General features: G+C 61.1%; 9 protein-coding genes and 1 riboswitch. Of the genes, 7 read left to right on the plus strand and 2 right to left on the minus strand.

Going from position 1 to position 12,530, the window contains the following annotated elements; all coding sequences use genetic code 11:
* Positions 1-982 (minus strand): phosphomethylpyrimidine synthase ThiC (locus NKI41_RS24025; RefSeq protein ID WP_352685409.1); only part of this gene is annotated, 982 nt, incomplete at its 3' end.
* A gap of 103 nt (positions 983-1,085) precedes the next feature.
* A riboswitch (TPP riboswitch) is annotated at positions 1,086-1,202 on the minus strand.
* Positions 1,203-1,384: 182 nt separating this feature from the next.
* Entirely contained in the window at positions 1,385-2,929 is a 1,545-nt protein-coding gene (locus NKI41_RS24030; RefSeq protein WP_352470527.1) for a Fic family protein, read from the minus strand.
* Positions 2,930-4,061: 1,132 nt separating this feature from the next.
* Between NKI41_RS24030 and NKI41_RS24035 the strand changes: the two genes are divergently transcribed.
* The 7 genes from NKI41_RS24035 to NKI41_RS24065 all read left to right on the plus strand — a co-directional run bounded on the left by NKI41_RS24035 (position 4,062) and on the right by NKI41_RS24065 (position 12,407).
* Positions 4,062-4,517, plus strand: coding sequence for a YybH family protein (locus tag NKI41_RS24035; RefSeq protein WP_352470526.1), 456 nt, complete (start codon positions 4,062-4,064; stop codon positions 4,515-4,517).
* Between the two features lie 525 nt (positions 4,518-5,042).
* Complete coding sequence (locus tag NKI41_RS24040) at positions 5,043-7,040, plus strand: conjugal transfer protein TraG (RefSeq protein WP_352685410.1); 1,998 nt, start codon at positions 5,043-5,045, stop codon at positions 7,038-7,040.
* Positions 7,024-7,479 carry a CopG family transcriptional regulator gene (locus NKI41_RS24045; protein WP_352470524.1) on the plus strand — a complete coding sequence of 152 codons (456 nt, stop codon included), beginning with the start codon at positions 7,024-7,026 and terminating at the stop codon, positions 7,477-7,479. The genes NKI41_RS24040 and NKI41_RS24045 overlap by 17 nt, the downstream gene beginning before the upstream one ends.
* Before the next feature lie 297 nt (positions 7,480-7,776).
* Complete coding sequence (locus NKI41_RS24050) at positions 7,777-8,775, plus strand: LacI family DNA-binding transcriptional regulator (RefSeq protein WP_352540063.1); 999 nt, start codon at positions 7,777-7,779, stop codon at positions 8,773-8,775.
* Positions 8,772-10,289: a sugar ABC transporter ATP-binding protein gene (locus NKI41_RS24055; protein WP_352502908.1), complete on the plus strand. Its 1,518-nt coding sequence runs from the start codon at positions 8,772-8,774 to the stop codon at positions 10,287-10,289. The genes NKI41_RS24050 and NKI41_RS24055 overlap by 4 nt, the downstream gene beginning before the upstream one ends.
* Positions 10,289-11,344 (plus strand): ABC transporter permease, encoded by a 1,056-nt coding sequence (locus tag NKI41_RS24060; RefSeq protein WP_352685411.1) that lies wholly within the window; start codon positions 10,289-10,291, stop codon positions 11,342-11,344. Before NKI41_RS24055 ends, NKI41_RS24060 begins: the two co-directional genes overlap by 1 nt.
* 73 nt (positions 11,345-11,417) lie before the next feature.
* The gene (locus NKI41_RS24065) at positions 11,418-12,407 is read left to right on the plus strand and encodes a substrate-binding domain-containing protein (RefSeq protein WP_352685412.1); all 990 of its coding nucleotides are present in this window, start codon (positions 11,418-11,420) and stop codon (positions 12,405-12,407) included.
* The last annotated feature ends 123 nt before the right edge of the window (positions 12,408-12,530 follow it).

The following is a 12,530-nucleotide window of genomic DNA, read 5'->3' on the forward strand; positions in this document are numbered from 1 at the left end:
CGCGCGAGACGATACCCGTGACCCGGTCAACGGTCAGCGGGATGTAATGCAGCCGCACGCCGGCGTGGATGGTGAAATAGTCGACCCCCTGTTCGGCCTGTTCGATCAGCGTGTCGCGGTAAACCTCCCAGGTAAGATCCTCGGCAATGCCGCCGACTTTCTCGAGCGCCTGGTAGAGCGGCACCGTGCCGATCGGCACCGGCGAGTTGCGGACGATCCATTCGCGGATGTTGTGGATGTTGCGGCCGGTCGACAGATCCATCACCGTGTCGGCGCCCCAGCGGATCGCCCACACCATCTTTTCGACCTCTTCAGCCATCGACGATGTGACGGCGGAGTTACCGATATTGGCGTTGATCTTAACCAGGAAATTGCGGCCGATGATCATCGGCTCACTCTCGGGATGGTTGATGTTGGCGGGAATGATCGCCCGTCCGCGCGCCACCTCGTGGCGGACGAATTCAGGCGTGACGAAGTCGGGGATCGCCGCGCCGAAGGCCTCGCCGTCGCGCTCAAGCTTGCCGTGCAGGATCTCGCGACCAAGGTTCTCGCGGATGGCGACGAACTCCATTTCGGGCGTGATGATGCCAGCGCGCGCATAGGCAAGCTGTGTCACCGCGTTGCCGGTCTGGGCCCGGAGTGGCCGGTTGCGGACTGGAAATTCCGGTGTTAGGCGCTCGCCCGCCGCAAACCCATTGTCTTCTGGCCGGACGTGGCGGCCGTCATAGGCTTCGACATCGCCGCGCGCGGTGACCCATTCATGGCGAAGCCGTGCAAGGCCGTTTTCGATGCTGGTTTCGACAGTCGGGTCGGTATAGGGGCCGGACGGATCGTAAGCGGTCACCGGCGGCTCGCCTGCCGTCGGATGGACGGAGATTTCGCGCATCGGCACCCTGATCTGCGGGTGGATGGCACCGGGCTTGTGGATTTTGCGTGAGGCAGGCAGCGGTCCCGTCGACACGGCGGGGGTGAGGGCATTCATCTTGAGGCTCCTTTGCTCGTGCATTGGAGACCCAGTTCTGTGCCGGAAGGATGAAAAGACGCTTCTGTCGACCTGCCGAAACAGGACCTCGGGCGTGAACTCCCGCAAAGCGCTTGCACCGTCCCTACGCCAGTATGAACTGGATCAGGTTCAACGGGTCACTGCGCCGCGAAAGCCAGCAGTATCTCAGCCCCTTGCCGGGACTCCCCTGGTGAATGCGTGAGGTTGGACGGGACCGCTCCGGTTTGTCAAGCGCGTTCTGGCCGCGGCTGATCGGCGGCCGGTCAGACCGTGCGGAAAAAATCGTGCATGTCTCGGCGACAAGTCAAGCGTCGGAGATGAAGGCAAGGACAAGGGAATCGCAAAGCGTCGGACTAAAAATCGATCCTGATGATCACACCTTCAATGGGCACCAAAGGTTTGCGCGTAGATCGCCTCGATTCTTCCTGCCTCGTCACTGGTCAGCGCGGCGAATTCCTTCTCGCGCGCGCGGTTCGATAGATGGCCATCATTCTGGTGAAGAAAACGGAAGAGCAGATCGGTCAACCGCTCGGGCATGTCGATAAAGGCGTCCACCTGCTGCCGGAACTGATCGTAGCGCTGCAGAAATGCGGTTTCCTCGGGAAGGTCCCGTTCGATCGTCCGCTGAACGCAAGCATAGAGGAATTCGGCGTGCGGGGTTGCATCGAAGAACCGGTAGAAATCACCGGTGTCATTCAGCACCCGGACGTTGAATTGCGGCGTCGGTTCCCATTCCACCAACGGCAGAAGGCGCTGCGAATAGCTCTCGAGCACGCCCCTGTACTCGTTGATCTGGTCCAGGATCGCGGCCGAGACGGGAAAGACCACTCCCGGCGGATTGAAGCCGCGCATGGCAAGGACGTGGTGGATTAGGTAGCGGTGAATGCGGCCGTTTCCGTCCTCGAACGGGTGAATATAGACAAAGCCGAAGGCGAGGATTGCGGCGGCTACGACTGCATCAAGCTTTTGCGCGGGGCCCTGATCGAACGCCGCCATTCCATCGATTAGCCGCGGCAGGTCCTCGGGCCGAGCGCTGATGTGATCGGGCAAGGGCGTACCGTTGTCTCGATCATGCTCCCCGACGAAACCTCCTTCTTTTCGGAAGCCAAGTCTTACGAAACGAGCGTCACCAAGTACAATTCTTTGCAGACGCAGCAGCTCATCGCGATCGATCGGCCAGCGGCCGGCTTCGCCGATGGCGCGGCCCCAGCGCTGGATGCGATCTTGCGGCGGGTGCTCGCCCTCGATCGCATAGCTTGATCGCGAGTCTTTGAGCAAAAGAAAGGCGGCGGTCCGAGCAAGGAGGTCGCGCGGCACGTCCGCTACGATTGCCTCCGCGCGCCGCGGTAGTTCAAGGCCGATGAATTTTTCGAGAATCTTGGTGCGGAACACCAGAGGGCAGAACTCACGCGTGCCGGGGAGATTGTCCCTTACGCGATAGCGCGAAGCGGTCTTGTCGGGTCCGGGCCACTGCAGCTCGGGATCGACAACCGGAATGTATCGTCCGGCCTCCGCGTCCGGCAGATCGATACGCGCGTCCCTCAGCCATTCATATAAAAACCAGATGCGGCGGGCATAACTGCCGGTCGGGCTTTCACGGACCAGCGCCTCGATCGGCGCGGGACCGGTCACTTGGAACAGCCGCTTGAGGACGGCAAGGTCCAGTCCCTCGTACTTGAGCGCAAAGGTCAGGTGGCCTTCGAGGGTAGGATTTGGGGCATGGCGGGGGGTCATGATCCGCCAGCCATCCCGTTCGGTAATGCGATGATGCTCGCCAGTGGCGAACAACCTACGGGGCAAGGGCGCGGCGAGCCTGTAGGCTCCGATCAGGGCGCTGTACCCGGCCGGGGTCGCCGTTTCAGGAAGGCGGATTTCCTGAAAAACGGTAACAGGACCTGAAAATTGGTGCTGTTGCACCGCAGGCATGAAACGCGAATCCTTCCATTGAATTTTGGTTTAGTCGGCAAAACCTATGAAAAATGATCCTATCCCATGAAAATTGATGCCACAAGACAAATTTTCCGAAAACCGATTCTAAAATAGTGCTGAGGTCGATCAAGCAAGAACTCCGCCACCGGCTCAAGGAAGCGACTTCAGACCAAAAAGGTGAGTCCAGGAACCGCCATTCGCCCGTCTTAGTCACGAGGCCGGCACGGATGGCCCGCCTTACGTCGAGCCGGATTGCTCGAGCGCGCCGTTCGGGGCTCACTCATAGAGCACTCCGGTGCGCGATCCCGATTTGATAGCCGCGATCACGCTCGCGACTGATCTTGGTGACGTGGCGGCGTCGGAGTAGAAAAGTGATGCAGGATCTCGGTGGCGTCGTGTGTGTGTGACCTGAAGTGAGTTCTCTGCGGTATGGGGGGCGGCACGCAGCGCGCGTCTTCTCGGCAAACAGATCGACGAAGCGGCACCGAAGGGAAGTTCCTGGCATTCATTCTCGCCATCGCTGCCCCAATTTGCCGATCGGACTGCCGATCGATCTCGCCCAATACTTTGCGCGCGCAAGGGCCGAAGCCGAACTGGGCGGCACCTGCTCATTCGGGAGCTGACTCATGCTTGGTGCCCGAGAGAGCTGTGCCTGATCGAATGCGTGAAATCGTAGCTCGGAGTGGAGAGGCTGACGCGGTCATCTGTCACCCGCCTTCGGGCTGTAACGGAAAGCGCGACATCGTCTCCAATGCTCGTTCCCCACGTCGAGGGGCCCAGCGGCTTGGCTACGGGGGGGACTGTCAGCTAGTGGCCGCTGGGCCTTGACGACCAGCGACCGTAAGAGGAGGCCCTGTGCTGGCTGACGAAAACTTGCGAGCAAAGCCACGGAAAAGCATCATTCGAACGAACTCTTTCGTCGAGACGAGGAGGGCAGTGAGGCGGTAGCCGCCGCTTTGAAGTTCTCCGGCAGCTGCTACGCTGGTCATTCCGAGGGTCGCAGTTGCGCTTGCGCCGTCATATCAGATAAGTCTAATAAAATACGCGCCTGGCCATCGAACGCGCCGCGGCGCCCTTGGGTCGGCGCTATTCATCGGGTGGGCATGTCGGGCACGCAAGGGAGGACGAAATGAGACTGGTTCAGTCATTTGCATTTGCTGCTGTGCTGCTTCTTTCGTCTGCATTGTCTGCGGCCGCCCACTCGGCTCGTGAGGACATCGAAGCGGCGTTGGTAAAATTCATGGACGCCTTCAACAGCGGAAACGCAGCAGCGGTAGGTCAAATGTATACCGACGATGCCGCCCTGCTGCCACCCGACGGCAAACGCGTCGATGACCGCAAGGGCGTGGAAGAATTCTGGCAGGGCGCAATCAAGGCCGGGATGAAGAATCTCACCCTGAAGGCGCTGGAAGTGGAAGAGAGCGGGAATCTCGCCTACGAAGTTGGCGCATTTACGCTCGGTGTGCCGAGCAAAGGCGGTGCCCCTTCCACCGTTGCGGGCAAGTACATTGTCGTTTGGAAAAAAGGGGACGACGGGACGTGGCGCCTGCATCGGGACATCTGGAACTTTGGTGCGGCCCAATAGATTCCGCGACCCGTGAGGCCGGCGCGCGCAACAGTTCCAACGAAAGTCCATGGCAATAGTTGATGTGACTGAATTGATTAACAAAATTGAACAGACTTGATGGGTCTGCTCATCGAGTCGGCTCTGGATCTATCGCGCTACCGATCAGGGAGGCGGTAAGATTCGAGCTCAGCAGAACGGCAATTCCGGCTGACCACCACTTGCCGGGACTAGAGCGTTCTCCGGCTCGGCGCGCCGCTGAGGGCTCTTGTTCATTTGGTCGTGGGCAATCCGCGGTTCTCCAAGAACCCGTCCATCTCGTCAAATGCCATCTGAGCCGAGACAACTAATTATCATTGGGCAAAGTAGCGGCTCAACGGCTCCAGAAGAAAGCAGCCCCCCGATGCTCGTTCAACATTCGAGCCCGCATCGGGCAAGTCTTTCCACGTCCGGGTACGCCATGCTGCTTCGACCGCCCCTTTCTTCTTGCGGATTTAGGAATTCGAGCTTTTCGGTTGTTCCGATCATCCATTTGGGAAACGATCGATGCCGGCAAGCAAGGTTTTATGGGGCCAGATACTCACCGCCTTTCTGATCGTCGTCGCGACGACATGGGGAGCAACACAGTGGACGGCAGGGCGGCTCGGCTTTCAAAGCCAACTCGGTCCGCCGTGGTTCGAATTGGCTGGACAGCCCGTTTATCCGCCGCCAGCCTTTTTCTGGTGGTGGTTTTTCTACGACGCCTACGCGCCGAAGGTCTTCCTGGAGGGCGCGGCGATTGCGGCGAGCGGAAGCCTCATGGCTATCGTCGCAGCGATCGGGATGTCGCTGTGGCGGGGGCGCGAGGCAAAGGACACCACGACTTACGGCTCGGCGCGCTGGGCGACGCGAGACGAAATCAAGGCCGCTGGGATGATCGGTCAGGATGGGCTGATCCTGGGTATGTTGGGCCGACACTATCTGCGCCACGACGGTCCGGAACACGTGCTATGTTTCGCACCGACCCGAAGCGGCAAAGGCGTCGGCCTGGTGGTGCCGTCACTACTGACCTGGCCGGGTTCGGCAATCGTCCACGACATCAAAGGCGAAAACTGGGAACTGACGGCCGGATGGCGGGCCCGTTTCGGCCACGTGCTTCTGTTCGACCCGACCAATGCTGGATCAGCAGCCTACAATCCTCTGCTGGAGGTGCGACGGGGCGAGTGGGAAGTTCGAGATGTGCAGAACGTGGCGGATGTCCTGGTCGACCCAGAAGGCACATTGGAACGCCGCAACCACTGGGAGAAGACCAGCCATGCGTTGCTGGTCGGCGCAATACTGCACGTGCTCTATGCGGAGAAAGACAAGACCCTCGCAGGCGTGGCGAACTTCCTTTCCGATCCAGAGCGGCCAATCGAGGCAACGCTGCGCGCCATGATGCTGACGCGGCATTTGGGTGATGCAGGCCCGCATCCCGTCGTGGCGTCGGCTGCTCGGGAACTGCTTAACAAGTCCGAGAACGAGCGTTCCGGCGTGCTCTCGACAGCCATGAGTTTTCTGGGCCTCTACCGCGATCCAGTTGTGGCCAAGGTGACGTCATGCTGTGACTGGCGGATGGCAGACCTTGTCGAGGAGGCACGGCCGACGACGCTTTATCTGGTCGTACCGCCATCGGACATCAGTCGCACAAAGCCGCTGATGCGACTCGTGCTTAACCAGATCGGCCGCAGGCTCGCCGAAGATCTTCACGCGAAGGATCACCGGCAGCGTCTTTTGATGCTGCTGGACGAGTTTCCCGCGCTCGGCAGGCTCGATTTCTTCGAAAGCGCGCTGGCCTTCATGGCCGGGTATGGCATCAAGTCGTTCCTGATTGCACAATCGCTCAATCAGATCGAGAAGGCCTACGGACCGAACAATTCCATCCTCGACAATTGTCATGTGCGGGTGAGCTTCGCCACCAATGACGAAAGGACGGCCAAGCGCGTCTCAGACTCTCTGGGGACCGCGACCGAGTTGCGCGCCATGAAGAACTATGCGGGGCACAGATTGTCGCCCTGGCTCGGGCATCTGATGGTGTCGCGGCAGGAAACGGCGCGTGCACTGATGACGCCGGGCGAGATCATGCAACTGCCGCCGACCGAGGCGATCATTATGATCTCGGGCCAGTTCCCAATCCGTGCGAAGAAGGCACGCTACTTTGCCGACCCGCGTCTTGCCGAGCGTGTCTTGCCGCCACCAAGGACCGGAGGGACAACGCAGAACGCTCGCCCTGACGACTGGACCGACACGACACTTCTTGCTGGGCCGGAAGGCAAATCTCGCAAGCTGAGGCTTGCCAGGGATCAGCAGGACGAGGATCCGGCCAATGGCGGCATTCGCCGCCAGCCCGAGCTTCCCGAACACGAAGACATCGCGCCGGAACGAACGGCACGCTGCGACGATGAGTTCGACCTCGACAGGGACGAGCCCGATGATGACGCCGTTCGTCGCCGCAGTGTCGATCAAGCCATGAGACGCGCAGCTCGTCAGGCCGCCCTTGACCCCAATGATGGCATTGAGCTTTGAGCGCATGAAGAACGCCAAGAAAAGACGTCTGTCTGCCTATCTCGACCCTGACATAATGAGGGCACTGGCGGATTACGCTGGGCGGCGCGAGGTCTCGCTGTCACTGGTCGCCGAGGCTGCGCTCGCGTCGTTCCTGTCGCCTGATGCCGAAGAACGAAAGCAAGCGGCGATCACTCGCCGCCTCGACCAGATCGATCGACGCGTGCAGCGGGTCGAGCGGGACGTCGGAATTGCTATTGAGACGCTAGCATTGTTCGTCCGGTTTTGGCTCAACTCGACTCCAGCCTTGCCGGAATCGGCGCAAGCGGAGGCGCGCGCCAAGGGCTTGCAGCGCTACGACAATTTCGTCGATGCGCTCGGTCGCCGGCTCAGCAAAGGACCAAGGCTCAGGCAGGAGATAGCCGACGATGTCCCGCCAGTGCCGCCAGCGAGCCGATAAGGCGCGTGACGCCAGATTGAAGCGTCTCTCGGGACCGTGATCTTTCCGACGGGTTGGTATCTGCTCGCGCACCGTTCCTAAACGTGCCCACAAAGTTCGGGTGGTAAGCGAGCGGACGTCGTATGTCTGCTTTGCTCCATTCCAGACAACATTAGTCTAATCAGATCAAAACGACTATCGAATCGATTGCGCAAACGTTTCGATGGCACTATGGTTATTGTATCCGCCAGGACAGAGCGGGTTTAAAGCGCAACATCAGGGAGGAGCGCTTGCGAGTAGCACTCCGTTTGAGCCGCAATGGCAACGATGGTTGAGGTAGCCCGTCGTGCCGGGGTGTCGGTCTCAACGGTGTCACATGTGATCAACCGCACGCGCTTTGTCTCGCCTGCGAAATCGAGAGCCATTAACGAAGCGATTGCTTTGCTTGGATATCAGCCCAATGGGCTGGCGCGTTCCCTCAAGGTCGCTTCAACCAACAGCGTCGGCTTGGCGATTTCGGCGATCTCGAACCCGTATTTCACTGACATCATCTGTGCCGTGGAAGCGGAATGCGCGCGTCTTGGCCTCATGGTTTTCCTTTCCGACACGCAGGACGATCCTGATCGGGAGCTTGCGGTCGTTCGCGCCTTCCATCAACGACGTGTTGACGGCGTTATTTTGGCGCCCTCGGGTGCCCCAGAGCGAGCCACCAATTACCTTGCCGAGAAAATGGTTCCCTGCGTTCTGATCGACCGGTTTGCCGACGAACGATTTGACCAGATCGGCGTTGAGAACCAATCTGCGATGCGCGCTCTTATCGATCACGTCGCATCCTTCGGCCATCAGCGGATTGGGTTCATTGCAGGGCAGCCGGGCCTTGCTACGACTCGCGAACGTATCGATGCGTTCAAGTCAGCTTTGATGGCTAACGGACTTGCCTACGTGTCGGAATATCTGCAGCCAGGGAACGTCGACACGGCGAGCGCTACGGCATCGACCCGCGCGATGTTGTCGTTGCCTTCGCCGCCTACGGCCTTGGTCACCGGCAACAATATGGCGACGATCGGAGCGGTCCGAGCGGTTCGCGAAAAAGGTCTCGAAATACCTCGGGATCTTTCACTTGTCGGCTTTGACGACTTCGAATGGGCCGATTGTTTTGAGCCGCAACTGACCCTTATTGCGCAGCCTTGCGCCGAAATCGGGCGGCAGGCCGCATCGCTGCTTAGCGCCCGAATTGCATCAACGGATACAGAGCCCCGCTCGGTGCGGCTTCAGGCGACGCTGCATGCCCGTCAATCCTGCGGGAGGCCGGCATGAGCGCGCCGCTTCTATCGGTGACAGGGGCCGTGAAACGCTTCGGCGGCGTTCAGGCACTACGCGGTGTCGATTTCGATCTCAAGCCAGGCGAGATCCACGCCCTGCTGGGCGAGAACGGCGCCGGCAAATCGACATTGATGAATCTGCTGTCGGGAGTTTACGCACCCGACGAAGGTACAATCCAGATTGACGGCAAGCCGGTGCGGTTCAACAACCCGCGCGAGGCGCAGACGGCCGGAATTGCGACCATTTTTCAGGAGCTTGATCTCGTTCCAACGCTCGATGTGGCGTCAAACCTCTTCCTTGGCCGCGAATTGATGCGCTCGGGCGGACTGCTCGATGTGGCGGGGATGCGCCGCGAAGCTCGCAAGCGTCTGGAAGCTATCGAACTGGCTATCGATCCCGCTGGGCTAGTCGGCGACCTCTCGATAGGGCAACGCCAGGTCGTTGCGATCGTCAAAGCGTTGTCCTATGCGACGCGGGTCTTGATCATGGACGAGCCGACGGCGGCCTTAACGGTGGGCGAGGTCGAGAGGCTGTTCGACATCATGCGCAAGCTCGCCGCCAGTGGCGTCGGCATCGTCTATATCTCCCACCGTCTGGAGGAAGTGCCGCAGATCGCGGACCGGGTGACGGTGATGCGGGACGGACGTGTAGCCGGCATCACCGATCCGCACACACCGCAGGCCGAACTGGTGCGGCTGCTCGTCGGGCGCCCACTGGACGAACTCTATCCCCAGCGCACCACGGCCGTCGGCCGGGCTCTGCTCAGCCTGCGCAATGCCAGCTTCCGGCTAGCGCGCGAAAGCGCCGGCTGGCAGGCCCCGACAGGGCTTTCACTCGAGGTGCATGAAGGCGAGATCGTCGGGCTGGCCGGCATCATGGGGGCAGGGCGCACCGAGCTCCTGAGCGCGCTTTACGGCACCGGCCTTTCCGGCCAATGGGAGGGCGGCGTGGTCATTTCCGGCCGTCCGATCAAGCTTGATTCGATCAGAGCCGCGCGCCTTGCCGGCATCGCCTTCGTCACCGACGACCGCCGTGGCAGTGGCCTAATGCTGAGGATGGCGGTTGGCCTCAACCTCGTCATGTCGGTGATCCGGCGAATATCGCCGGGCGGACTGATGTCGCCGGGCCGCCAGGCCGAGGCGGTGAAACAATCGTTCGGCCAGTTCGACATTCGGCCGAAGAATCCCGACATCGCGGTCGGCGCGCTGTCCGGCGGCAACCAGCAGAAGGTGGTGCTGGCCAAGGAGATACTTGGCAATCCCCGGCTCTTGCTGCTCGACGAGCCGACGCGCGGCGTCGATGTCGGCGCCAAGGGCGAGATCTATCAGCGGCTGCGGCAGTTGGCTGCACAAGGCCTGGGCATCCTAGTTGCCTCCAGCGAAATGCCGGAGCTGATTGGCCTGTGCGACCGCATCGTAGTGCTGCGCCAGGGGCGCAATGTAGCGGAATTCACCGGTGGCGTTGACGAGCACACCGTGATGGCAGCGGCAAATGGCAGGGAGGCGTGATGTCCGAACGGAAGATTTCGGTTGCGAGCGGTCCGGTGCTAGCCGCACCGGCCGCAAAGCATCGCGATCCACTCGCGCTGATCGTGCGCTTCCAGAGCTTGATCGGCCTGGTGCTGGTGGCGATCGGCGGCGTCATCTTCTCGCCCAGGCGCCATGGCGAGATACTATTCCTTGCGCCCGACAACATGGCCAACATCGTGCGCGCCGTGTCGGAGACCGGCATTATCGCCATCGGCATGACCTTCGTCATTATCACCGCCGGCATCGACCTTTCGGTGGGGGCAGTGCTTGGTCTCTCCAGCGTCGTCACCGCGACGATGATGATCTCCGGCGGCTTCGGGCTTATCCCGACCATTCTCGCGGTGCTGGTAATGGGCACCGTCTTCGGCGTGATCCAGGGCACCATTTCCAGCCGCTTTCGGCTTGAGCCGTTCATCGTCACGCTCGCCGGCCTGCAGGCGGCGCGGGGTCTCGCGCTGGTCGTTTCCGGCAACCAGTACATTAATATTTCCTATGGCGAGGGGCCCGGCCTGGCGCCACCTGTCTTCGCGGTACTGGGCGAGCGCCTGTTCAACAACACAGTGCCGGTGGCGACCATCGTCTTCATCGTCTTCGCCGCTATTGCTACCCTGGTACTGAATACCACGCGCTTCGGCCGCTATGTCTTTGCCGTCGGCGGCAACGAGCGAGCGGCGCGCATTTCGGGCGTTCCTGTCTCTATGGTCAAGATCTCGGTCTATGCCATTACCGGATTTGCCGCCGCCCTTGCCGGCATCGTGCATGCGGGTCAGTTCAACTTCGGCAGCGCCAATGACGGTATGGGCTATGAGCTCACGGCCATCGCGGCCGTGGTCATCGGCGGCACCAGCCTGTTCGGCGGCGCCGGCTCGATGGTCGGCACCGTTGCCGGCACCATCATGCTCGGCGCGCTCGCCAACATCCTTCAGCTCAACAACATTACCCCCGCCATGCAGCTGCTCGCGACCGCCGCGATCATCGTTGTGGCGGCAGTGCTTCAATCCCTCGTTCGCCGCCGCGAGGGTTTGGGACGATAGGAGGCCGGCGGCAGCATTTGGAAGACCATGAAACCAAGGTCTGGCCATAGGCCCGACGAGGAGGAGAGCAAGCATGACAACGATGGAAAAAGGATCGAGGCGCGCCCTGCAGGTCGCCTTTCTGGCAGGCTCTTGCCTGTGCATGGCGGGTGCTGCCCAAGCGGCCGACCCGATGGTCAAGGCCTGCGCCAAGGACGGCCAGTTCATCATCGGCTTTTCGCAGGCGAACAATGCCGAGCCCTACCGCCAGCATGTCAATGACGAGCTGACCGCGGCGGTCAAGGATGTGCCGCAGTTCACGCTACAGATCGCCGACGGCGCCGGCAACGTCAACACGCAGACCTCGCAGGTCGACAACTTCATAACCCAGAAAGTTGATCTGCTGTTGATCTCGCCCTTCGAGGCAGCACCCATGACCCCGGCGGTGAAGCGCGCGCTGGATGCCGGCATTCCCGTCATCGAACTAGACCGCAAAACGGTAGGCGACCCCGGCAAGGACTACACCGCCTTCATCGGCGGCGACAATTACAAGATCGCGCTCGAAGCGGGCAAATACACCGCAAAGACCCTGCTCCCGGAAGGCGGCGAGGCGGCGGTGCTTGAAGGCCTGCCGAGTTCGACGCCAGCGGTGGAGCGGCTCAACGGCTTCAAGGACGGTGTGAAGGAGAATGCCAAAATCCAAGTGGTGGCCGAGCAGGCCGCCGACTGGGTGCCCGACAAAGCTCAGACCGCCTTTTCCGCCATGCTGCAAGCGCACCCGGACATCAAGGTGCTCTATGCCTCGAACGACATGATGGCGGCGGGTGCGCTGCTCGCAGCCAAGGGCGCGGGCAAGCAGGTCAAGATCATCGGCACCGATGGCCTGCCGGGTCCGGCCGGCGGCATCGAGGCCGTGGCCAAGGGCGACTGGGCGGCAACCTTCACCTACCCGACCGGCGCCAAGGAAGCGATCGAGATGTCGAAAAAGATCCTGCTTGAGTGTGCTTCGTCGGTGGAGCCGACGGTTACGGTGGACACGACCGCGATCACGCCGGAAAATGCCAAGCAGATGATGGGAAACTGAGGGCAGGGCCGACAGCAGAGGTGATACGACAAGGCCCGGGAGTGGGCCTTGTTGTTTTTGTGAGCGAGCCGGCGTGGTCGTCGTCGGTCAAAACTCCGGCTAGATCCCGGCGGTCGAAGGACG

Source organism: Mesorhizobium sp. M0601 (genome assembly GCF_040320845.1).
Classification (GTDB): Bacteria; Pseudomonadota; Alphaproteobacteria; order Rhizobiales; family Rhizobiaceae; genus Mesorhizobium.